Origin of the sequence: Streptomyces caeruleatus (assembly GCF_001514235.1) — a bacterium.
In the GTDB taxonomy this organism is placed as follows: Bacteria; Actinomycetota; Actinomycetes; order Streptomycetales; family Streptomycetaceae; genus Streptomyces; species Streptomyces caeruleatus.
Genome location: NZ_KQ948924.1, coordinates 1 through 22723, shown reverse-complemented (window position 1 = coordinate 22723; position 22723 = coordinate 1). Strand labels below are relative to the sequence as shown.

Genomic DNA, 22723 nt, shown 5'->3' with positions numbered 1-22723 from the left:
CCGGGCGCCCCCGCATCCGACGACGTACGCTCCCCTGGTACCCACTCCGAAGGCAGGAGCAGCAACGATGCAGTACGTGAAGCTCGGTTCGACGGGCCTGGACGTGTCGCGGATCTGTCTGGGCTGCATGACCTACGGCCTCCCCGACCGCGGCACGCACGAGTGGACCCTCGACGAGGAGGCCTCACGACCGCTGATCCGCCAGGCGCTGGACGCCGGGATCAACTTCTTCGACACCGCCAACGTCTACTCCGACGGCACCAGCGAGGAGATCGTCGGCAAGGCGCTGCGCGACTTCACCCGCCGCGACGACATCGTCCTCGCGACCAAGCTGAACGGCCGCATGCGACCCGGCCCCAACGGTGCCGGCCTCTCCCGCAAGGCCGTCATGACGGAGATCGACCACAGCCTCACCCGCCTCGGCACCGACTACGTCGACCTCTACCAGATCCACCGCTTCGACCCGCACACCCCGGTCGAGGAGACGATGGAGGCGCTGCACGACCTGGTCAAGGCGGGCAAGGTGCGCTACATCGGGGCCAGTTCGATGTACGCCTGGCAGTTCTCCAAGATGCAGTACACGGCCGAGCGGCACGGCTGGACCAAGTTCGTCTCGATGCAGAACCACTACAACCTCCTCTACCGCGAGGAGGAACGCGAGATGCTCCCGCTCTGCGCGGACCAGGGCGTCGGCACCCTGCCCTGGAGCCCGCTCGCCCGCGGCCGCCTCACCCGGGACTGGGGCACGGTCACCGACCGCAGCGCCACCGACAACTTCGGCAGCGGCCTGTACGCCGACAGCGACCGCGTCGTGGTCGAGGCGGTCACGCGGGTGGCGAACGAGCGGGGCGTCCCGCGAGCTCAGGTCGCCCTGGCCTGGCTCCTCCACCAGCCCACGGTCACGGCCCCGATCATCGGCGCCGCCAAGCCGCGTCATATCGAGGACGCGGTCGCGGCGGTAGAACTCCGCCTGACGGAGAAGGAGTTGGAGGAGCTACAGCAGCCATACAGCCCCCACCCGATCATCGGCCACTGAAACGCCCCCAGACGACGTACTAGTGGGGCCCGTACGGCGCGAACTCGCTGCCGCACGGCCCCGCCCCCTCACTCTCCCCCAACGCCACCCGGTCCCCACTCATCGACAACGTCCGGTAATACGCCCCGATCCGCTCAGCGGAACGCCCCACGTAGTGCCCGATGAACGACCGCCGAAAGCGACCCTCCGTACGGTTCGGCTGCGACCCGTGCACCAGGCTCCCGTTGAAGAACAGAACGTCCCCGGGCTCCATGTCGACGGGAACAGCGGCCAACCCCGCCGGAGGCGCGACGTACTCCCGCGCGAAAGACACCTCCGCGTCCGCCAACTCCGGACAGAACAACTCCATCGCGTGCGTACCGGGGACGACCTCAAGCCCCCCGTTGTCCCGGTCGATCACATCGCAGGCCACCCACGCCGCCACACACGTGCCCGGCTCGACCCGCAGATAGAAGTTGTCCTGGTGCAGCGCCTGCCCCCGGGCCCCCGGCGGCTTGAAGTAGAACATGCTCTGCGCGGCCAGCACCTCCTCCCCGAGCAGCACCTCCAGCACGCCGCGCAGCCGCGCGTCCAGCAGCACCCGCAGCGCCAGTTCGTCGATCTCGTGCGGCTGCATCACCCTCGGGTACGCGCGCAGCGGGTCGCCGTCCGACGGGCGGGGTTCGAAGTGCCCGGGCACGGGACCGGCCGCGTGCAGTGCCGCGAACCGGTCGCACAAGCGGTCGATCTCGGCGGACCCGAACAGCCCGCGTACGACTGTGAAGCCCTCCTCCTGGAACTGGCGCAGCCCGCGCTCGGGCAGGATGGGTGCGGCGGCGTTCGCCATGTCCGTGGCTGTCGTCTCGGCTGTCATGTGTCCGCTCCTCGGTCAGGTGTCCTCGCCCGACCACGCTAGGCCGACGCCCGTCCGAGGAGGATGACTGTGAGCGCTGACGGATTGCCCGGGACTGCTGCGCCCGGTGTTCCCGCCCCGCCGCCCGGACTGGTGGTCGTCGGGTACTTCGATCAGCCGCCGACGTACGGGATCAGCCGGCCGCGCGGCGCGGACAGCTGGCTGTTCACCTGGACGACCGGCGGCCGGGGCCGGCTGCGGCACGGGAGTGCCGAGGCGCGGGCCGGGGCGGGTGACCTCGTGGTGCTCGCGCCGGGCGTTCCGCACGGCTATGGGGTCGAGCCCGGCGCCCGCCACTGGCGGTTCTGGTGGGCGCACTGCCAGGCCCGGCCCTCCTGGCGGTCCTGGCTGCGTCCGTACGACGCCTGTGAGGGGATGTACGTCGTCACGCCGACGCCGGACACGGTGCGCGGCCGTGTCGAGGGGGCGTTTCGCCGGATGCTCACCGACGCCCGCTGGACCGGCACGGACGCGCCGCCCCCGACCGCGCCGGGCGACGCGCCCGGGGACGAGTCGGTCGCCGTGGCCCATGGCACCGCCGCCCGCGAACTCGCCCTGTGCTCACTGGAGGAGGTCGTCCTGCTGACCGCCGGCACCGCGCGGCCCCAGCCGTCCCGGCCCGGCATCGACGCACGGGTGCGCCGGGCGGAGGCGCTGATCGCGGCCGACCCGGCCGCACCGCACACCGTGCGGTCCCTCGCCGAGCAGGTCGCGCTCTCGCCCTCGCGATTCGCCCACCTCTTCACCCGGCAGACCGGGCAGTCACCGATGCGCGCGCTGCGCGAGGCCCGGCTGCGGCACGCCGCCCGGCTGCTGGAGTCCACCGATCTGTCCGTGGAACGCGTGGCGGCCGCCTCGGGGTTCGTGAGTCCTTTTCACTTCAACCGAGTGTCCCGTGAACGGTACGGGAGGCCGCCGGGCGCGTACCGGGGGAGCGGTCCAATGGTTGGCGCATGACCTGTGAAGGCAGGGTGAAGGTCCGTACGTCCTTATGACCAGGCATGAAAGTCGGAGATCGGGCGTTCAATGGTTTGCGCTCGCACGCGAACGCGGCTGAGTGAATACCGTTTCCAATTTCTTGCCGAGGTGCCGTAATCGCCCTGAAGGCTTATTGACCAATCGTCAAACAGTGACCGTCGCGCACGCAATGCACAAAAACTGGAATCGCTTGTTCTCTGTCCCTGACCTGTGTAAAGGTGTGCCTCGCTCACCAGTGCCCAGGCTTCACAAGAGTTGCGCCCGGAGCATACCCGTTGGTATGGACCTTCAATGCCGAAAGCTCTCCGGAGGAATGCCGTCGTGCCTGACGCAGGCCTGTCGAATTCGCCTGACGACGACCGACTCTTCGATGTGACGGACGCTCAACTGAGCGCCGAGCTGAAGAAGTGGACGGGGGTGTCGCCGGCGCTGCACCCCGTCGGCGAACTCCTCGATCGGCACTGGGAAGCGGGCTTCGCCTACGCACGGCTTTGTACCGCCGACGCCCGATCCGCGGGAATGCTCACCACCGCGGCCTTCACCCGGCTTTTCGGCGAAACACTGCGGCAGACCGGACCGACGGCCGCCTGGCGTCCCCAACTCCTCGTCACCGTGCGCCGTATCGCCGCGGAATGGGACACCGACCGCAGTCGCGAGCTGCTCCACCCCGAACTGCGGTCCGACACGGAGGGCGCGGAGCGCGTCTCCGCCCGACTGCTGCCGCCCGCCGACCGACGGCTGCTGTCCGGGGCCTTCCAGCGCCTCCCCCAGGCGGCCCGCTGCCTGCTCTGGCACACCGAGGTCGAGGCCGAACCGCTGGCCGTACCGGCCGGGCTCCTCGGCCTCGACGAGGAGTCCGCCCGCATCGAACTGGGCCGGGCCTGCGAGCGGTTGCGCGAGGAGAGCCTCCAGGTCCACCGCGAACTCGCCCCCGAGCACGAGTGCCGGCAGTACCTGCGGATGCTGGACGTCACCTACCGCCGCGGCGGCGTCGACGTCGACCCGGACCTGCGCGAGCACCTGGACCGCTGCGGGCACTGCGCTGAAACCGCCGCCCAGCTCCTCTTCTTCAACGAAGGGCTCGGCGTCGCACTGGCCGAGGCGGTGCTCGGCTGGGGCGCGAGACCCTACCTGGAGGCGAGAGCACGCCAGGCCGCGGAGCCCGCCGAGGCCAGGACCGAAGCGGCCGCGGAGCCGCGGTCGACGGCGCCGATCGCGGGGGAGTCGTTCTTCGCCGACACCGCCGACAGCGCCGAGTTCGTCTCCCCGGCAGCGGTCCCCACCCCTCCGGCGCACGCCCCCGCCCCCGGCGGCGAGGCGCCCGCGACCGTCGGAGCGATGCCTGCCGCCGCGGGCGAGCCCTTCGCCGCCGCGACCACCGCGTCCGCCTCTTCGCCGGCCGGCCCCCGGGCCGCACGCCGCTCCGGCCGTCGTACCGCCCGCCGAAGCGACCCCACCACCGCCCCGCAAGCCGAGGACCCCCGCACCTGCACCGGCCGCGCCGCCCTCAAGGCCGCCCGCCGTGCCACGCGGCGCCGCAACCTGACCGCGGCCGTGGCGACCGTCAGCGCCCTCGTCGTCCTCCCGCTCGTCCTGTGGTCGTCCGGCGGTTCCGAGGACGCGCCCGCTCCGGCCGCGAACGACCGCCCCACCGGGACACCGGACGCCGACGCGGGCTCCGCCACCGGCAACCCCTCCTGGGCGGGCGCAGCCGAGGCCGCCAAGGGCGAACTGCGGGGCCGGCTGCACAACATCGGGTCCGGGCTCTGCGTCGGCATCGTCGACGAGAAGGCCGTCAAGGACGCGGAGACCGAGCTCGCCAAATGCTCCTCGGCGCCCGGCCAGCAGTGGTCGTACGAGACCGACGGACTGGCCCGCAGCGCCGCGAACCCCGATCTCTGCCTCGACTCCCACCTCGGCTACTCGGTCCGGCTGGCCCCGTGCGCGAACGCCGCCGACTCCGAGACCAAGAACGTCCGCTACGACTTCACGCTCCAGGGCACCCTCGTACCCCGCTTCAACCAGGACCTGGCCCTGAGCCCCGCCGCCACGGACGGCTCGGGCGCCCTCGTCCTCAAGAGCCGCGAGGACGACAACAACGCCCAGCACTGGGTGATCGACACCTCGAAGACGGAGCCCCAGCTGGAGGTGGTCAACTGGGACACGGAAGTGAAGAAGGCGAAGCCGCCGGCCCCGGCCACCACCCCCACGCCCGAGCCGTCGAAGGCCACCCCGACACCCTCGCCGACACCGTCCGCGACCCCGTCGACGTCGCAGCCGACGACCACGAGCCCGACCCCGACCGACGCCTCGTGCTACTACAACCCGTACTCCTGCTCCTGGGGCGGCCAGAACGGCTGGTCGGGCGGGGGGTACGGGTACGGCGGCTACGGCGGGGGCTATGGCGGCTACGGCGGCGGCGGTCGCCGCTGACCGGCCGGGGCGGGTCAGCCTCCGGTGCCGGGCTGGACCACGGTCAGCCGCACCGAGGACTCGTTGCCGGCCACCGGCACCTCACCGGCCGTCCACGGCACCCTCAGCGGATCCCGTTCGTCGGGCGGCGTCACGAGCAGCGCCGCCGGCAGGGCCGTACGAGCCCCGCTGATCTCGGGACTGGCGAAGGACAGCCCGGCCCAGGCGCTGCGGCCCGGGGTCAGTGTGACGGTCGTGGGCGTGTCGGGGGAGCGCTTCGGGTCGGGTCCGAGTTGCCCGCCGGACGCGTCGACGAAGGCGGCGCCCGGATAGCCGCGGACCGTGCAGGTGCGGTCGGTCTTGTTGGTCAGCACGATCGGGAAGTTGCGCTGCCCGGCCCCGGGGCTCGGGCGTCCGATCGACGCGCGCAGCTCGGCGGTGTGACAGCGCGGGGCGGCGGCGCCCGACTGGGTCACCGGGCTCTCGGTGTCCGGGGTGCCCGGTCCGGGCGTGCCCGGCTCGGTGGTGGGGCTCCCGGCGTCGGTCGTGGCCGGTCCGGTCGTACGGCTGCTCGTGCCGGCCGGTGTCTGTGCGGTACCCGTGGGGTCGGCGCCGTCGGCGCACGCGGTCAGCAGGCTCAGCAGCGCGACAGCGGTCACGAGGGGAGTCGCCCGGTGTAAGGAGCGGAGTGTCCGTGCACGTCCCATGTCTGTCACGACTCCCCGTTTTCCCACGGAGTACTCACCGCGCGTCCTCACTCCTCGTCGAGGAGTCCGATCTCGGCCCAGATCGTCTTGCCGTCCGCCGTGTGCCGGCTGCCCCAGCGCTGGGTCAGCTGAGCGACCAGCAGCAGGCCGCGGCCGCCCTCGTCGAAGGTCTTGGCGCGGCGCAGATGCGGCGCCGTGTGGCTGGTGTCGGACACCTCGCAGATCAGCGTCCGCGCGTCGTGGATCAGCCGGAGCCGGATGGGGTGGATGCCGTAGCGGATGGCGTTGGTGACCAGCTCGCTCACCACCAGCTCCGCGGTGAACGACGCCTCGGTCAGGCTCCACACGCCGAGCTGCTCCAGGACCTGCTTGCGGATGGGTGCCACGAGCGCCGGGTCCGCCGGGATGTCCCAGGTGGCGACCCTGGAGGGCGGCAGCCCCTGGGTGCGGGCCAGCAGCAGGGCCACGTCGTCCGCGGCACCGCCCGGCGGGAGCAGGGCGTGCAGCACGCGGTCGCAGGTCTCGTCCAGGGAGTAGGAGAACGCCGACAGCGCCTCGCACAGCAGCGCGTGGCTGGCGTCGACGTCACGCTCCCGTGTCTCGATCAGCCCGTCGGTGTAGAGCGCGAGCACCGTGCCCTCGCGCAGTTCGACCTCGGCCGACTCGAACGGCAGCCCACCCAGGCCCAGCGGCGGCCCGGCCGGCAGCTCGATCTCGCGGGGCGCACCGCCGGGCGGCACCATGACCGGCGAGGGATGCCCGGCCCGGGCCATCGTGCAGCGCCGGGAGACCGGGTCGTACACCGCGTACAGACAGGTCGCGCCGACCTCACCGGAGACACCGTCGGTGCCCGCCTCCTCGGACAGCCGGACGACCAGGTCGTCGAGGTGGGTGAGGAGTTCGTCCGGCGCGAGGTCGATGTCGGCCAGGGTGCGCACGGCCGTACGCAGCCGGCCCATCGTGGCCGAGGCCTGGATGCCGTGGCCGACGACGTCCCCGACCACCATCGCCACCCGCATCCCGGACAGCGGGATCACGTCGAACCAGTCACCGCCCACGCCGGAGCGCGCCGCCGGGAGATAGCGCGAGGCCGCTTCGAGGGCGGCGGTGCGCGGCAGGGTTCGGGGCAGCAGGCTGCGCTGGAGGGCGAGGGCGGTCTCGCGTTCGCGGGAGTAGCGGCGGGCGTTGTCGATACAGACGGCCGCGCGGGCGGTGATCTCCTCGGCCAGCAGCGCGTCGTCGGGCGTGAACGGCTCGGGGTTCTTGAACCGGGTGAGCACGGCGACGCCGAGGGTGGTGCCGCGGGCCTGGATCGGCACCGACATCGTGGTGTGGATGCCGTACTCCTGGATCCGCTCGGCGCGGGCCGGGTCCCAGGAGAGCCACTGCGCGAGGTCGTCGGTCGAGGTCGAGGCGATGAGCGTGTGGCCCGTCAGCAGCGCGTCCGCCTGCGGTGACGGGGTGGGATAGACGTCCACGTGGCCGGGCTTGACCACGGCTTCCGGGCTGCCGGAGTTGACGGACCGGTGGGCGGTTCGGCGCAGGACGATCGGGGCCGTCGGCCGCCCGGTCGGCGCCTCGCCGCCGTGCTCCGGCGGGTCCAGCAGGTCCACGCTCACGAAGTCGGCGAGCGCGGGGACACAGATGTCCGCCAGCTCCTGGGCGGTCCGCGTGACATCGAGGGTGGTGCCGATCCGGACGCTGGCCTCGTTCACCAGCTGGAGCCGCTCCTGGGCCACGTACTGCTCGGTGAAGTCGTGCGCGGCGACCGACACACCGCGCACCCGCCCCCTGCCGTCGGTGATCGGGGCCATCCGGGCCAGCCAGGCGTGCGTTCTGTCCCCGCCGACCGGCACGTACGTCCGTACGTCGGTGCCTTGGCCCGTGGTGAGCACGCGTAGGAGCTGCCGCTCGATGTCGTAGCTCTGTGCCCGCCCCGTCAGTTCGGGCGCCCGCAGGCCCCGCACATGGTCCTCGGAGAGGTGGAGGACCTCCGCCATGACGCCGTTGATCCTGCGCAGCCGCAGCCGCTCGTCATAGATCGCGATGGCGCAGGGCGAGGCGAGGAGCCCGACCTCGTCCAGGGGATCGTCGGGCAGCCGCGCACCGTCGCCCTCCAGCGGGGTGACCACGAGCCAGCGGTAAGGGCCCTCGCCCTGGTGACGCAGCCGGTGGGCGAGCAGCCACACGGAGAGCGTGCCGCCGTCGCGGCGGCGCAGCGTGAGGACGCCGTCCCAGCGGTCGCCCTCCGGGGTGCCGCGTCCGCGTTCATCGGCCAGCAGCTCCGCGGCGGGGCGTCCGACGACCTCGGCGGCCCGGTGGCCCAACAGCCGCTCGGCGCCGGCGTTCCACTCGACGAGCACGCCGCCGTCGTCGATGACCGCCCGGGCCGTCGCGGCCTCGTCGAACGGATACTCCGGGCTCATGCTCGCCACTCCAACGCGCACACTCACGGTGATCAAGCGTGACACTCGCTGCTCCAGCCTAGTGCGTCGGCGACCGGTTGGTACCGGAACTCCGTGGCGCACTCTTGACTCTTCCGCGCGCCTCCCCGTCAGAATCTGTTTGTTCACGATCAGTTGTGAGTACTTCTGGGCCCTGATGAGGGAGAGCCGCCATGACAGTCACTCGAAGATCGTTACTGCTCGCCTCCACGGCCGCGCCGGCGGCCGGAGCGCTGCTGGGCACCCCGACGGCACGGGCCGCGGGGCTCGCCGGTACGGCCGGTGCCGCGTCCGGCCGCCGCACGGTCCCGTTGCGCGACGGCTGGCGCTTCGCACTGGTGAACCCGGGCGGCATCACCGACCCCACCGGGGCCTACGCCGATGCCGCCGAGCCCGGCCACGACGACTCCGGCTGGCGCCAGGTCGCGGTGCCGCACGACTGGAGCATCGAGTTCGCCCCGACCACCGAGCACGGCACCACCAGCGGCACCGGCTTCTTCCCCGGCGGCCTCGGCTGGTACCGCCTCGCCTTCACCCTGCCGCCCGGCCTCGCGGGCAAGCGGATATCGGTGGAGTTCGACGGCGTCTACATGGACTCCCACGTCTACTGCAACGGCGAGGAGGTCGGCCGCCACCCCTACGGCTACACCGGCTTCGCCTTCGACCTCACCGACCTCGTGCACACCGACGGCGCCACCGAGAACGTGCTCGCGGTCAAGGTGCAGAACCGGCTGCCCAGCAGCCGCTGGTACTCGGGCAGCGGCATCTACCGCGAGGCCCGCCTGGTCGTCACCGAGCCGGTGCACGTGGAGCGCTGGGGTACGTACGTCACGACGCCGGAGATCACCGAGGAGCGGGGCGTCGTCCACGTCCGGACGTCGGTGGTGAACGCCTCCGCCGGCGGCACGGACGTCGAGGTCGTCTCGCGGATCGTCGATCCCGACGGCCGTACGGTCGCCCGGACGTCCTCCACGGTCCCCGTCACCGACCGCGCGACCGCCACCCACGAGCTGACGGTTCCCCGGCCCGGGCTGTGGGACTTCGAGACCCCGCACCACCGCTACACCCTGAGGACCGACCTGCGCGTCGGCGGCAGGACGACCGACACCTACCGCACGCCCTTCGGCTTCCGCACCTTCCGCTTCGACCCCGACGAGGGCTTCCACCTCAACGGCGTCCACAGCAAGATCAAGGGTGTCGACCTCCACCACGACCTGGGCGCCCTCGGCGCGGCCGTCAGCATCGACGCGATCCGGCGGCAGATGACCATCATGAAGTCGATGGGCGTCAACGCCTTCCGCACCTCCCACAACCCGCCCTCCCCGGAGATGATCCAGGTCTGCGAGGAGATGGGCATCGTGATGCTGGTGGAGGCCTTCGACTGCTGGCGCTCGCCCAAGACGCGCTACGACTACGGGCGCTTCTTCGACGAGTGGGCCGACAAGGACATCACCGAGATGGTGCTGGCCGCCCGCAACTCGCCCGCCGTCCTCGCCTGGTCGATCGGCAACGAGGTCTCCGAGTTCACCTCCACCTCCGGACTCGCCATGGCCGACCGGCTCATCGCCGCCCTCAAGGCCGCCGACGACACCCGCCCCGTCGTCATCGGCTCCCACCGCCACCGCAGCGTGCCCGCCCCCGGCTCACCCGGCGACCTGATCCTGGCCAAGCTCGACGGCCTGGGCCTCAACTACAACACCGCCAAGTCGGTGGACGCCCTGCACGCCCGCTATCCCCACCTGTTCCTCTTCGAGTCCGAGTCCTCCTCCGAGACCTCGACCCGGGGCGCCTACCAGGAGCCCGAGCGCCTCAACACCGGCGAGAACCACACCCCCGGCAGGCGTGCGACCTCCTCCTACGACAACAACCTCGCCTCCTGGACCATGAGCGGCGAGTACGGGCACAAGAAGGACCGGGACCGGAAGTGGTTCGCCGGGCAGTTCCTGTGGTCGGGCATCGACTACATCGGCGAGCCCACGCCGTACGACGTCTTCCCGGTCAAGGCGTCCTTCTTCGGCGCCGTCGACACGGCAGGCTTCCCGAAGGACATGTACTACCTGTTCCGGAGCCAGTGGGTCGACGAACCGATGGTCCATCTGCTGCCGATGACCTGGAACCACCAGGAGGGCGACACGGTCGAGGTGTGGGCGTACTCCAACGTCGACACCGTCGAGCTGTTCCTCAACGGCGAGTCCCTGGGCACCCGCACCTTCGACACCAAGAGGACCGTCGACGGCCGGACCTACCTGGAGACCACCGAGGCGACCGGCGACGACAAGACCTTCACCGACGGCCCCCACCCCGGCAGCTACACCAGCCCGAACGGCAGCGCGGGCAAGCTGCATCTGACTTGGAAAGTCCCTTATGAGGCAGGGGAGTTGAAGGCAGTCGCCAGCAAGGGTGGCAAGGCGGTCGCCACCGACGTACTGCGCACGGCCGGTGCACCGAAGGCCGTACGGCTCACCGCCGACCGCAAGTCCCTTGCCGCTGACGGACGTTCACTGCTCTTCGTGACCGCGGAGGTCGTCGACGCCCGGGGCGTGGTGGTGCCCGACGCCGAGGACCTGATCACCTTCGACGTACGAGGCGGCTCGCTGGCCGGCCTGGACAACGGGCGCGAGGAGAGCGCCGAGCGCTACCAGGCCAGTACGCGTACGGCCTTCCACGGCAAGGCGCTGGCGATCGTACGGTCCGGCACGAAGACGGGCACCCTGAAGGTGAGTGCCCAGGCCGAGGGACTGCGGGCGGGCAGCGTGAGCGTGCGGACGACCCACGCCCGCTCCGCCGCGCTCACCCCGGCCCCGGAGTTCGAGCCCGACTACCCGGCTCCCGCGAACTACCCCTACGCGGACGCCAGTTACTCCGGCCGCCCGGACACCCTCCCGGCCGCCATGCTCGACGGCGACCCGGCCACCGGCTGGTCCAACGGCTTCCTCAAGTCGGCGACGGCCCTGCTGCCGGCCTTCGACGGGGCCCGCCCCGAGGACTGGGTGAGTGTGGACTTCGGCCGCGCGCGGACCTTCGACCGGGTGGAGGTCTCGTTCACCGAGGACGCGTCGCACACCCTGCCTGCGTCGGTCGCGGCCGAGGTCTGGGACGGCCGACGGTACACGCCTGTCAAGGGCGCGTCCGTGGACTGGGCCACCGCCTCGAACGCACCGACCGTCATCACCTTCGACGCGATGCGAGGCTCCGGTCTGCGCCTGACCCTGACGAGCGCCCACCCGGGGGAGCCCCGAGGGGCACTACGCATCAGCAAGCTGGAGGCACCGGCCACCTGACCTACGTCCTGGTCCGGACGCCGGGCGCAGCCGCGCCCTCTCTTGGGGGCGCGGGGAACTGCGCGACCAGCCACGATGGCGCCGCACCCGAAAGCCGTGCGTCCGGACCGTTGACGGACTGTCATGTCGCCAACAAACATGACTGCGTCCGCATCTGGGAGCGCTCCCACGCCGAGCGTCACCCGCCCCTCCCCCGAGGAGCCCAGACGTGAAACGCCGCAGAACCACCTTGCTGACCCTGACGGCCCTGCTGGCCGCAGGCCTAACCGCCCTGCCGACCAACCCGGCCGCCGCCGAAGAGGTCGAGCAGCTCAAGAACGGCACCTTCGACACCACCACAGAGCCATGGTGGACGAGCAGCACCGTCACCGCGGCCCTGTCCGACGGCCGGCTCTGCGCCGACGTGCCCGCCGGCACCGCCAACCCCTGGGACGCCGCGGTCGGCCAGAACGACATCACCCTGGTGAAGGGGGAGTCGTACCGCTTCTCCTTCACCGCGAACGGCTCACCCGAGGGGCACACCGTGCGGGCGATCGTCGGCCTGTCGGCGGCCCCGTACGACACCTATTTCGAGGTGACGCCGCAGCTGAGCGTCTCCGGGAACTCCTACGCGTACACCTTCACCTCGCCCGTCGACACCCCGCAGGGCCAGGTCGCCTTCCAACTCGGAGGCAGCGACGACGCGTGGCGCTTCTGCATGGACGACGCCTCGCTGCTGGGCGGTGTCCCGCCGGAGGTGTACGAGCCCGACACCGGCCCGCGGGTCCGTGTGAACCAGGTCGCCTACCTCCCGGCCGGGCCGAAGAACGCCACGCTGGTCACCGACGCCACCGGGAAACTGCCCTGGCAGCTGAAGAACGCGTCCGGGACGGTCGTCGCCCACGGCTGGACCGTGCCGCGCGGCACCGACGCCTCCTCCGCGCAGAACGTCCACTCCATCGACTTCGGCGCCTACCGCAAGCAGGGCGAGGGTCTGACCCTGGTCGCCGACGGGGAGGCGAGCCGGCCCTTCGGCATCGGGACGGGCGCCTACGAGAAGCTGCGCCTGGACGCCGTGAAGTACTACTACACGCAGCGCAGCGGCATCGCGATCCGTGACGACCTGCGACCGGGCTATGCCCGACCGGCCGGGCACGTCGACGTCGCACCCAACAAGGGTGACGGCAACGTGCCCTGCCAGCCCGGCGTGTGCGACTACAGCCTCGATGTGACCGGCGGCTGGTACGACGCGGGCGACCACGGCAAGTACGTCGTCAACGGCGGCATCTCCGTGTGGGAGCTGCTGAGCACGTACGAACGCGAACTGCTCGCCCGCACCGGGGAGCCGAGGAAGCTCGGCGACGGCACGCTCGCCATCCCGGAGAGCGGCAACAACGTGCCGGACATCCTCGACGAGGTCCGCTGGGAGCTGGAGTTCCTGCTGAAGATGCAGGTGCCCGCGGGGCAGCCGCTGGCCGGCATGGCGCATCACAAGATCCATGACGAACAGTGGACGGGCCTGCCGCTGCTGCCGAGCGACGACCCGCAGAAGCGCGAACTGCATCCGCCGTCCACCGCGGCGACCCTCAACCTGGCGGCGACGGCCGCGCAGGCGGCCCGCCTGTACAAGCCGTACGACAAGGAGTTCGCGGCGAGGGCGCTGGGCGCCGCCCGGACGGCGTGGGCGGCGGCGCTCGCGCACCCCGACCGGTACGCCTCCGAGAGCGACGGCATCGGCGGGGGCACGTACGCCGACAACAACGTCACCGACGAGTTCTACTGGGCGGCGGCGGAGCTGTATCTCAGTACCGGTGAGAAGGAGTTCGCGGACCACGTCCTCGGCTCCCCGGTGCACACGGCCGACGTGTTCGTCCCCGTCGGCTACGACTGGGCCAGGACCGCGGCGGCCGCCCGCCTCGACCTCGCGACCGTGCCGAGCAAACTGCCCGGCCGGGACAAGGTGCGCCAGTCCGTGACCAACGGTGCTGACCGCTACCTGGCCACGCTGAAGGCACAGCCGTACGGGATGCCGTACGCCCCCGAGGGCAACCTCTACGACTGGGGCTCCAACCACCAGATCCTGCACAACGCCGTGGTCATCGCCGCCGCGTACGACATCTCCGGTGCCTCGAAGTACCGTGACGGGGCGCTCCAGAGCATGGACTACCTCCTCGGGCGCAACGCGCTGAACATCTCGTACGTGACCGGCTACGGCGAGGTCAACTCCCGTAACCAGCACGCGCGTTGGTACGCCCATCAGCTCGACCCGAGCCAGCCGAACCCGCCGGTCGGCACGCTCGCGGGCGGGCCGAACTCAAGCATCCAGGACCCCTACGCACAGAGCAGACTCCAGGGCTGCGTCGGCCAGTTCTGCTACATCGACGACATCCAGTCCTGGTCGACCAACGAGCACACGATCAACTGGAACTCCGCCCTGACCCGGATGGCCTCCTTCGTGGCCGACCAGGGATAGGTACCGGTGAGCCCGCCGCCGCGGCGTGCGGCGGCGGGCCTCCCCAGGCCTCCGGTCGTGGCTACTGCGTGATGTTCCTGACCGGGAGCTCCTTGCGGGAGCGGTGGGCGGGATGCCGGCACGGGGTGTGACACCGGGACGTCATCGGGGGTTGTAGGGCAGGTCAGGAGTACACGGCCCGGGCACCTGGTGTGGGGCGGCAGGTCGCCTACTCGATGCTTCGGGGCTCGTGCTCCACGACTGGGCCCGGCCGTTGGTGGGCGGTCAGGGTGTGCAGCGCCGCCTGGTCCAGCGGCTGGTGCACCTCGACGTACTCGCCGTGCGGCAGCCGCTTGATCAGGCCGGTCTCGCGGCCGTGCAACACCCGTTCCCGGTCCTGAAGTTGGAGGCCGAGACAGATGCGGCGGGTGACGACGAACACCAGCACCGGGACGAGCAGGGCCGCGATGCGTATCGTCCACGTCACCGCGTTGATCGACAGATGCAGGCGGGTCGCCACGATGTCGTTGCCGCCGCCCGCCAGCAGGACCAGATAGAGGCTGATCCATGCCGCGCCGATCCCCGTGCGCACAGGGCGGTTGCGCGGGCGGTCGAGGAGATGGTGCTCGCGCTTGTCGCCCGTGACCCTGGCCTCCAGGAACGGATACACGCCGATGAACACCAGCAGCAGCGGGAAGACCACGACCGGGATCAGCACCCCGAGGACGAGCGTGTGGCCCCCCACGGTGATCTCCCAGCCCGGCATGACGCGGACCAGCCCCTCGGCGAAGCCCAGATACCAGTCGGGCTGGGCTCCGGTGGAGACCTGGTCGGCGCGGTAGGGGCCGTAGGACCAGACCGGGTTGACCGAAGCGACCGCCGCCATGAACGTGAGCGCGCCGAAGACCAGGAAGAAGAACCCACCCGCCTTCGCCAGGTAGACCGGCATGAACGGGGCGCCGACGACATTGCGTTCGGTGCGGCCGGGCCCCGCGAACTGGGTGTGCTTGTGGTGGACGACCAGCAGGACGTGCACCACGACCAGCGCCGCCATGATGCCGGGGATCACCAGGACGTGCAGGGAGTAGAAGCGGGCCACGATGTCCTGGCCGGGGAACTCCCCGCCGAACAGGAACATCGACAGATACGTCCCGACGATCGGCACCGACAGCAGCGCGCCGTTCACGAACCTGAGACCCGTCCCCGACAGCAGGTCGTCCGGCAGCGAGTAGCCGAAGAGGCCCTCGAACAGGCCGAGGAGCAGCAGGGACCAGCCGAACAGCCAGTTGACCTCCCGCGGCTTGCGGAACGACCCGGTGAAGAAGTGCCGCATCATGTGCGTGAGCATCCCGGCGACGAAGACCAGCGCCGCCCAGTGGTGCAGCTGCCGGATCAGCAGCCCGCCGCGCACGTCGAAGCTGATGTCCAGCGTGGAGGCGTAGGCCTCGGACATGCGGACGCCGTTGAGCGGCGTGTAACTGCCGTGGTACGTCACCTCGTTCATCGACGGATGGAAGAACAGCGTGAGGTACACGCCGGTCAGGATCAGCACGACGAAGCTGTACAGGCAGATCTCGCCGAGCAGGAAGGACCAGTGGTCCGGGAAGACCTTGCGCAGGTACTTCCGGCCGAGGGTGTGGATGCCGAGCCGCCCGTCGAACCAGTCCGCGACCCGCTCGCCTCTTCCGGCCGGCACCTCCCGGGCGCTCACGCCGCTTCCCGGGGCACATGCGTCAGCTTGTCGGGGTTGCTGACGACGTAGACACCGGACACCCGGTCGCCGTCCGGTGTGAGATCCAGGACCAGCACGGCGTACGGCTCCCCGCCCTGGAACAGCACCACCGCGTCGTCACCGTTGACCCGCCGGTAGCGCAGCTCCAGGTGGCCCGCCCCGCCCTTCCTCCCGTACGACCCGAAGAACCGCAGCGCCTTGTCCCGGCCGTGCACGGGCCGCAGCGCCGCCGGCTTGCGCTTGCCCCCGGCGTCCGTCCACACCGTGACGTCCGGCGCGAGGACCTCCATGAGCTCGGCGATGTCCCCGCCCACCGCGGCCCGCACGAACCGCTCGGTCGCCTCCCGGCGCACCCGCGGATGCGCCTCGTACAGCGGCCGCCGCGCGTGCACGTGCCCGCGCGCGCGATGCGCCAGCTGCCGTACGGCCGCCGGGCTGCGGTCGATGATCTCCGCGATCTCCGTGTGCGCGTACCCGAACACCTCGTGCAGCACGAACACCGCGCGTTCCAGTGGCGACAGCGACTCCAGGACGACCAGCATCGCCAGTGACACGGATTCGGTGCGCAGGGCCGGGTCCTCGGCGCCGTCGTGCTCGTCGACCGCGACCAGCGGCTCGGGCAGCCAGGGGCCGACGTAGGTCTCCCGGCGGCGGCTGATCGTGGCCCGCCGCGTCAGCGCGTGGTTCACGGCGATCCGCACCAGATACGCCCGCGGGTTGTCGACTCCCTCCAGCGGCGCGCCCCCGCCCCGCGCCGTCCAGGACAGCCAGCTCTCCTGGAGGACGTCCTCGGTGTCGGCGACGCTGCCGAGGATGTTGTAGACGACGCCGAACATCAGCTCGCGGTGCTCGACGAAGACGCCGGTCGCGTCGTCGGTGGTGGTGACGGGTGCGGGGGTGTCGGACATGCGGGGCCTCCCAGTGCGCGCTCACCACTGCGAGGCCCGGCGGGGGCCGGAATGTGACATCCCGGGGGCGAATGTGACCCACGTCTCGGGACCGCGCCCGTGCGACAGCGCGCGGCGCGGGGTGTTCCATAGCCGCGTGGTACCGACGTACATCACACTTGACCTGCACGTATTTACGCGTGAGTACCCGAGCGGTACCGTGAGGCCATGCCAGCTCTCAACGTGGAGTTCAGCGACCGCGAGCTCGAGGACCTGCGGCAGATCGCCAAGGAACGCGGTACGTCGATGAAGGCACTCGTGCGCGAGGCCGCGGCGGCCGACATAGCTCGGCACCGGGCCCTGCAGGAGGGCGCCGAGGCGTTCCGCCGGTTCTTCGCCTCGCACGCCGACGAGTTCGCCGCGGCCTTCCCCGACGACGAACCGTCCGCCAAGGGCGAGGGGCGGGCCGCCTGACCGATGGCACCCGTCATCCATATCGACGTGCCCTGGCTGCTGCAGCGCCACGAAGAGGTCCTGCCGGACCAGCCCACGGTCAACGACTTCAGCGCGCTGGTCGCCGCCGTCGCCCGCCATCGTGTGGATCCGCCCCGGCTGGGCGTCGACTCCGACCCGGCCTGGCGGGCCGCCGCGCTGCTGCACACCCTGGCCCTGCTCAAGCCGCTGCCCTCGGCCAACGCCCGTTTCGCCTGCGCGTCCGCCGTGGCCTACATGTTCGTCAGCGGCGTCGGCATCGACCCGCCCTACGGCGCCCTCGTCGACCTCGCGCGCGACCTGATCTCCGGCAAGGTCGACGTGTACGGCGCGGCCGACCGGCTGCGTTCCTGGCAGATCTGAACCATCCCGCCGCCTCACCGTCCCGGTCCCGTGGCGGTCCCCGTTCCTCCCGCCCGGGGGCCGCCGACCGAGGGCGGGAGGAACGGGGTCGGCGGCCCATGACGCGCAGGAGAGCCGCCGTCCCTGCGCGGGGCCTTCCGAGAGGGCCGCTCCCAGTGGACTACGCGGGCGTGCGCGCCGGGGAGCGTGCGTGGTGCGGCGGCGTGTGCGCGCGTTTCACACGGGGCGCATGGAATGTCGAAAGCTCGCGCGCGTGCGGCGAGTTGCCGCCGAATCTGACTTTCTTTCAAAGGTGCGGATGTTGCCCAAGTGTCTTGTTGGCCATCCGTGTGCTGTGCAAGGGTGAACTACCCGTGGGGGGTGGAAAAAGGCCGGGTCTCATGCGTTCCGTGAAGAACCGGGGCGGATGGACGTGGGCGAATTCTTGCTCCCCCCGCTCGTGCCGGAGAGGTGCACACCAAGTCGCTCGGTCCTTTTCGGCGAAGGGAACTTCCGTGTCTTGAGCGTGGGAAGGAATCCGTTCAGTGCCCACCCCCCACCCCCCTCGCCCTCCTTACCCCCCGTCCGGCGGGGAACCGGAGGAATCCGACGAAGGTCTCGCCGCCCGGTTACGGGGCCGTCCGGATGGCGAGGCCGCTCCGTCCGTCGCGCTGCTCATGGCGCGGCACTGGCAACCGGTCCACGCGTACGCGGAGATCTGCCTCGCCTCCCCGGAGACGGCTGCCGACATGGTCACCGCCGCCGCATTCCATCAGGTCCTCGACCGCCTGGCGCTCGGCGAATCCGCTGCCGCGCTGCGTCCCCGGCTGCTCGTGGCAGTCCGGGACGCGGTCCGGCAGTGGTCGGCGGACGACCGAATAGCGGGTGTTCTGCCGGAGCTGGGGAAACCCGCCGGCGGTCGCGGTATGCGGACCGCGAAGTCCATGACGCCGGAAAATCGCCGGCTCGCCGACCGGTCATTCCAGTCGCTTCCGGGACTTGCCCGCTGTCTGCTCTGGCATACCGAGGTCGAGGCCGAGCCGCTAAGCGTGCCCGCCGGTCTGTTGGGCATGGATACCGTCACCGCCACGGCCGCTCTCGAACAGGCGCGTGATAAATTCCGTGAAGGTTGTGTACATGCCCATCGGGAACTCGCGCCGACCAAGGATTGCCGGTTCCACAACCGCCTCCTCGACGTTCCGATTCGGCGCGGCGGGGCCTTGCTGCCGGACGTCCAGCAGCATCTGACGCAGTGCCGCTACTGCCGCAACGCCGCCGAACAACTGAGCCATTTCGAAGGCGGGTTGGGCGTCCTCATCGCCGAGGCGGTGCTCGGCTGGGGCGCGCGCCGCTATCTGGACACCAGACCGGGCCGCACGCGGTCCTCCGCACCCCGCGCCGGCGGCTCCGCCCGGCACGGCGCCGCACGACGTCACCTCCTGTCCCGGATCCCCGCGCAGATCCGCCGGACACCCGGCGGGCCGCGCTCCTCGCGGACCCTGCTCACGGGCGTGGGCGTGGCCTCGGCCGGGCTGATCGCGATCACGCTCGCCGCGGGCCTGCTCTCGGACGACGACGGGGTCGACCCGGCCGCCTCCGCCACCGGCGGCAACACGGCCTCCCAGTCGCCCCCCGCGGCCTCCACCTCACCACCGGGCACCGCCCAACTCCCCAACGCACCGCGCCGGACCAGCTTCCGCAACGCCGAGGCCGACCTGTGTCTCGACATCCGCGGCGAGCCGAAGCCCGGCGCCGGGACCGAGCTGGCGGAGTGCTCGGACGACGACACCCAGCAGTGGTCGTACGAGAAGGACGGCCTGCTGCGCAGCGTGGCGGACCCCGGCCTGTGCCTCGACTCCCACAAGGACGCCGGCGTGGTGATCCTCGGCAAGTGCGCCGACGACGACTCCGAGCGGGCCGACGACGTGCGCTACGACCTCACCGTCCAGGGCGAGTTACTGCCCCGCTGGGACAAGCGACTCGCCGTCGCCCCCACCATCGCCGACAAGTCCGCCGACATCGTGGCCAAGGTCCGCGACGACTCCGAGTCCCAACGCTGGCTGACCGCCCCGTCGACGTCGGCGAGTCCCGGCTCGCTTTCGAGCGCGGAGGTCGAGACGCCTGGGGTGCGGGCAGTCCGAGTGGGGGAGGAGAACGCCTAGTTCACCACGTCCCGCGGCGCCTCGCCCGACAGGAAGGTCGTCACGTTCTGCACGGCCGCCAGGGCGATGCGCACCAGGGTCTCGCGGGTGACGCCGCCGGCGTGCGGGGAGAGCACCACGTTCGGGGCGTGGAGGAGGCGCAGGGCCGGTGTGGGGGGTTCGGGGTCGAAGACGTCGATGCCCGCACCGGCCACCGCGCCCTTCTCCAGCGCGTCCGCGAGGGCGTCCTGTTCGATCAGGGCGCCGCGGGCGGTGTTGATGACGAACGCGGTCGGCTTGAGGAGTGCGAGGCGCTCGGCGTTCAGGAGGTGCCGGGTCTCCTCGGTGAGCGGGGCGTGCAGGGAGACGTAGTCGGCGGTGCGCAGCAGTTCGTCGAGCGGCACGTGGCGGGCGCCGCCGAGGGCGGCCTCCGTCTCCGGGGACAGTCGGCGGCGGCCGGCGTAGACCACGCCCATGTCGAACGCCGTCGCGCGGCGGGCCACTTCACGCCCGACCTGCCCCAGACCCACGATGCCGAGCGTCTTGCCGGACAGCTCGGTCAGGGAGTGCTGGAGCCGGGGGAGCGCCCAGTCGGCCTCGACCAGCGCGGTGTGGGCGGGGATCAGCTGCTTGGCCAGGGCGAGCATCAGGGCGAAGGTCTGCTCGGCCACGTTCTGCGCCTCGGCACCGCTGGAACCGATGTTGCACACGTCCACCCCGCGCTCGCGCGCCGCCGCCACGTCGACGTAGTCGAAGCCGTGGCTCGCGCACTGCACCAGCTCCAACTCCGGTGCGGCGGCGAGGTGTCCGGCGGTCAGCGGGGCGAGCGCCGTGATGACGGCGTGCGCGGCGCGCAGCGCGGCCGGGTCCTCGTCGGCCGCCTCGACGACGGTGACGTTCGCGCTCTCGGGGAACAGGGTGGCGAGTCCGGCGCCGATGCCGCGGCCACCCACGTGCGGCGAGATGACGGCGAGGACGTTCTTCGTGGCGGTCATGCGGATTCCTCGATGAGGTCGGCGGGACCGATCGTGGCGGGGGTGGCGTGCCCGGACAGGGCGAGGGTGAGGTCGAGTTCGGCGAGCAGACAGCGGATGACGTGCTCGACGCCGGCCTGGCCGTCGAGGCCGAGCCCGTACGCGTACGGCCGTCCGACGAGCACCGCCCGCGCGCCGAGGGCGAGGGCCTTGAAGATGTCGTCGCCGGTACGGACGCCGCTGTCGAAGAGGACGGTCAGCCGGTCGCCGACCGCCTCCACGACCCGGGGCAGAGCGTCCGCCGCGCCGATGGAGCCGGCCACCTGACGGCCGCCGTGGTTGGAGACGACGACCCCGTCCATCCCGGCGTCGGCGGCGGCGCGTGCGTCGTCCGGGTGGAGGATGCCCTTGAGGACGATCGGGCCGTCCCAGTTCTCCCGCAGGAACGCCAGGTCGGGCCAGGTCTTGGCGGGGTCCGAGAACATGCCGACGAAGTGCATCACGGCGGCGTTCGGATCCTCGTGCACCGGCTTGGCCAGGCCCGCCTGGAACGCCGGGTCGGAGAAGTAGTTGGCGGTGCCCACGCCGTGCAGGAACGGCAGGTACGCCTGGTCGAGATCGCGGGGCCGCCAGGCCAGCATCGGTGTGTCCAGGGTGACGACGAGCGCGGTGAACCCGGCCGCCTTCGCCCGGCCGAGGAAACTGCGGGCCACCTCCGGGTCCTTAGGCCAGTACAGCTGGAACCAGCGCTCGGCGTCCCCCATCGCCTCCGCGACCTGCTCCATCGGGGTGCTGGACGCCGAGGAGAGGATGAACGGCACCCCTTGTGCCGCCGCGGCCCGGGCGGCCGCGCACTCCGCGTCCGGATGCATGATCGACAGCACGCCGACGGGCGCGAGGGCCAGCGGGGCGGGCAGGGCGCGGCCCAGCACCTCGACGGACAGGTCCCGTTCGTGCACGTCCCGCAGCATGCGCGGGACGATCCGGCGGCGCCGCAGAGCCGCCCGGTTGGCGCGGGCGGTGCTGCCGCCGCCCGCGCTGCCCGCCACATAGCCGACGGGACCGGGACCGAGGCGCTGCTCGGTCAGCTCCTCCAGCCGGGTCAGATCGGTGGGCAGCCGGGGCACCGCCCCCGTCATGCCGTTCAGATAGATCTCGTACTGGAAGTCCGCCCAGTGCTTGCCCATGCGTTGACCTCGCCTCTCCTCACTGAGAACGCGCCGTACGCAGACCATACCGACCGGTAGGCGGGGGAGTGGATCAGGGGGAGGTCACGGATTCGTGCAGGATGCGGGCCAGTTCGTGTGGCTGGGAGAACATCGGCCAGTGGCCGGTGTCCATGGTCACCAGCTCCCAGCGGTCGCTCTTGAGGAGTTCGGCGACGTCGTCGCTCGGCTCGGGCCAGTCCAGCAGGCACTTGACGTAGGTCGACGGCAACTCGGCGAGCGGGCGGGTCACCACGGCCGGTTCGGTGAGCGAGGCGCCGGGATGCGGCGTCGAGTCGCGAACGATCCGGGCGATCTGCTCGTCGGTGAGGTCCTGGTCCGCCAGATCCTCCGCCGAGAAGGACGGCCAGAAGCCGTCGTTCGCTTCGATCGCCGCCCGCACCCCGTCACTCGGCCAACCCCACAGGAACGACTTCCCGTCGGCCGGGACGCTCGCGTCGACGTACACCACCCGCGACAGCCGGTCACCGATGCGCTCCGCGGCCTGCCCGACCGGTATGCCCGAGTAACTGTGCCCGACCAGCACCACGTCCCGCAGGCCGAGACGCTCCACCTCCTCGACGATGTCCCGCACATGGGTCTGCTGCCCGGCCGGTGCGCCCCGCTTCTCGGCCAGCCCGGACAACGTCAGCGCATGCGCCCCGTACCCGGCCGCCAGCAACCCGGGCACCACCGCGTCCCACGCCCACGCGCCCAGCTTCGCACCCGCCACCAGAACGAATTCAGTCATGAGGGCAAGCTAGCCGAC

At 71.3% G+C, this 22723-nt stretch carries 16 protein-coding genes; 8 read left to right on the top strand and 8 right to left on the bottom strand.

What is annotated here, in order from left to right; all coding sequences use genetic code 11:
• The first annotated feature begins 67 nt into the window (after positions 1–67).
• Complete coding sequence (locus tag AQJ67_RS00080) at positions 68–1036, top strand: aldo/keto reductase (protein WP_062715816.1); 969 nt, start codon at positions 68–70, stop codon at positions 1034–1036.
• Between the two features lie 19 nt (positions 1037–1055).
• On the opposite strand, the gene AQJ67_RS00075 is transcribed toward AQJ67_RS00080, so the two are convergent.
• Positions 1056–1862, bottom strand: a complete 807-nt coding sequence (locus tag AQJ67_RS00075) for a phytanoyl-CoA dioxygenase family protein (RefSeq protein WP_062716720.1) — start codon at positions 1860–1862, stop codon at positions 1056–1058.
• Positions 1863–1952: 90 nt separating this feature from the next.
• On the opposite strand from AQJ67_RS00075, the gene AQJ67_RS00070 reads away from it, so the two are divergent.
• Together AQJ67_RS00070 and AQJ67_RS00065 are read left to right on the top strand one after the other, a co-directional pair.
• Positions 1953–2885, top strand: coding sequence for a helix-turn-helix domain-containing protein (locus AQJ67_RS00070; RefSeq protein WP_079055700.1), 933 nt, complete (start codon positions 1953–1955; stop codon positions 2883–2885).
• Between the two features lie 342 nt (positions 2886–3227).
• The gene (locus AQJ67_RS00065; protein WP_062715814.1) at positions 3228–5339 is read left to right on the top strand and encodes an RICIN domain-containing protein; all 2112 of its coding nucleotides are present in this window, start codon (positions 3228–3230) and stop codon (positions 5337–5339) included.
• A 14-nt stretch (positions 5340–5353) separates the two neighbouring features.
• On the opposite strand, the gene AQJ67_RS00060 is transcribed toward AQJ67_RS00065, so the two are convergent.
• Entirely contained in the window at positions 5354–6025 is a 672-nt protein-coding gene (locus AQJ67_RS00060; protein WP_062715813.1) for a DUF4232 domain-containing protein, read from the bottom strand.
• Between the two features lie 47 nt (positions 6026–6072).
• Positions 6073–8451 carry a SpoIIE family protein phosphatase gene (locus AQJ67_RS00055; protein ID WP_062715812.1) on the bottom strand — a complete coding sequence of 793 codons (2379 nt, stop codon included), beginning with the start codon at positions 8449–8451 and terminating at the stop codon, positions 6073–6075.
• Between the two features lie 191 nt (positions 8452–8642).
• Between AQJ67_RS00055 and AQJ67_RS00050 the strand changes: the two genes are divergently transcribed.
• Both AQJ67_RS00050 and AQJ67_RS00045 read left to right on the top strand, forming a co-directional pair.
• Complete coding sequence (locus AQJ67_RS00050; RefSeq protein ID WP_062715811.1) at positions 8643–11750, top strand: glycoside hydrolase family 2 TIM barrel-domain containing protein; 3108 nt, start codon at positions 8643–8645, stop codon at positions 11748–11750.
• Positions 11751–11958: 208 nt separating this feature from the next.
• Positions 11959–14202 carry a glycoside hydrolase family 9 protein gene (locus AQJ67_RS00045; protein WP_062715810.1) on the top strand — a complete coding sequence of 748 codons (2244 nt, stop codon included), beginning with the start codon at positions 11959–11961 and terminating at the stop codon, positions 14200–14202.
• Positions 14203–14410: 208 nt separating this feature from the next.
• Here AQJ67_RS00045 and qcrB read toward each other — a convergent pair whose 3' ends face one another.
• Entirely contained in the window at positions 14411–15892 is a 1482-nt protein-coding gene (gene qcrB / locus AQJ67_RS00040) for a cytochrome bc1 complex cytochrome b subunit (protein WP_062715809.1), read from the bottom strand.
• Complete coding sequence (gene sigJ / locus AQJ67_RS00035) at positions 15889–16821, bottom strand: RNA polymerase sigma factor SigJ (RefSeq protein ID WP_062715808.1); 933 nt, start codon at positions 16819–16821, stop codon at positions 15889–15891. Before sigJ ends, qcrB begins: the two co-directional genes overlap by 4 nt.
• Positions 16822–17028: 207 nt before the next feature.
• Here sigJ and AQJ67_RS00030 point away from each other — a divergent pair, with 207 nt between their 5' ends.
• From AQJ67_RS00030 to AQJ67_RS00020, 3 genes are all read left to right on the top strand, one after another.
• Complete coding sequence (locus AQJ67_RS00030) at positions 17029–17274, top strand: hypothetical protein (protein ID WP_048578995.1); 246 nt, start codon at positions 17029–17031, stop codon at positions 17272–17274.
• A gap of 3 nt (positions 17275–17277) precedes the next feature.
• Positions 17278–17655, top strand: coding sequence for a hypothetical protein (locus AQJ67_RS00025; protein WP_062715807.1), 378 nt, complete (start codon positions 17278–17280; stop codon positions 17653–17655).
• 524 nt (positions 17656–18179) lie between these two features.
• A complete protein-coding gene (locus AQJ67_RS00020) occupies positions 18180–19796 on the top strand; it encodes an RICIN domain-containing protein (protein ID WP_062715806.1) in 1617 nt (538 codons plus the stop codon).
• On the opposite strand, the gene AQJ67_RS00015 is transcribed toward AQJ67_RS00020, so the two are convergent.
• From AQJ67_RS00015 to AQJ67_RS00005, 3 genes are all read right to left on the bottom strand, one after another.
• Positions 19793–20770, bottom strand: coding sequence for a 2-hydroxyacid dehydrogenase (locus AQJ67_RS00015; RefSeq protein WP_062715805.1), 978 nt, complete (start codon positions 20768–20770; stop codon positions 19793–19795). The genes AQJ67_RS00020 and AQJ67_RS00015 overlap by 4 nt on opposite strands.
• Positions 20767–21936 carry a lactate 2-monooxygenase gene (locus AQJ67_RS00010; protein WP_062715804.1) on the bottom strand — a complete coding sequence of 390 codons (1170 nt, stop codon included), beginning with the start codon at positions 21934–21936 and terminating at the stop codon, positions 20767–20769. The genes AQJ67_RS00015 and AQJ67_RS00010 overlap by 4 nt, the downstream gene beginning before the upstream one ends.
• A 73-nt stretch (positions 21937–22009) precedes the next feature.
• Positions 22010–22705, bottom strand: coding sequence for an alpha/beta fold hydrolase (locus tag AQJ67_RS00005; protein WP_062715803.1), 696 nt, complete (start codon positions 22703–22705; stop codon positions 22010–22012).
• Positions 22706–22723 lie beyond the last annotated feature (18 nt).

Excerpts from the sequence above, each read along its gene's own strand:
- AQJ67_RS00060 (WP_062715813.1), bottom strand. The coding sequence starts at position 6,025 with ATGGGACGTGCACGGACACTCCGCTCCTTACACCGGGCGACTCCCCTC.
- AQJ67_RS00070 (WP_079055700.1), top strand. The coding sequence starts at position 1,953 with ATGACTGTGAGCGCTGACGGATTGCCCGGGACTGCTGCGCCCGGTGTT.
- AQJ67_RS00075 (WP_062716720.1), bottom strand. The coding sequence starts at position 1,862 with ATGGCGAACGCCGCCGCACCCATCCTGCCCGAGCGCGGGCTGCGCCAG.
- sigJ (WP_062715808.1), bottom strand. The coding sequence starts at position 16,821 with ATGTCCGACACCCCCGCACCCGTCACCACCACCGACGACGCGACCGGC.
- AQJ67_RS00005 (WP_062715803.1), bottom strand. The coding sequence starts at position 22,705 with ATGACTGAATTCGTTCTGGTGGCGGGTGCGAAGCTGGGCGCGTGGGCG.
- AQJ67_RS00025 (WP_062715807.1), top strand. The coding sequence starts at position 17,278 with ATGGCACCCGTCATCCATATCGACGTGCCCTGGCTGCTGCAGCGCCAC.
- AQJ67_RS00015 (WP_062715805.1), bottom strand. The coding sequence starts at position 20,770 with ATGACCGCCACGAAGAACGTCCTCGCCGTCATCTCGCCGCACGTGGGT.
- AQJ67_RS00030 (WP_048578995.1), top strand. The coding sequence starts at position 17,029 with ATGCCAGCTCTCAACGTGGAGTTCAGCGACCGCGAGCTCGAGGACCTG.
- AQJ67_RS00050 (WP_062715811.1), top strand. The coding sequence starts at position 8,643 with ATGACAGTCACTCGAAGATCGTTACTGCTCGCCTCCACGGCCGCGCCG.
- AQJ67_RS00080 (WP_062715816.1), top strand. The coding sequence starts at position 68 with ATGCAGTACGTGAAGCTCGGTTCGACGGGCCTGGACGTGTCGCGGATC.
- AQJ67_RS00010 (WP_062715804.1), bottom strand. The coding sequence starts at position 21,936 with ATGGGCAAGCACTGGGCGGACTTCCAGTACGAGATCTATCTGAACGGC.
- AQJ67_RS00055 (WP_062715812.1), bottom strand. The coding sequence starts at position 8,451 with ATGAGCCCGGAGTATCCGTTCGACGAGGCCGCGACGGCCCGGGCGGTC.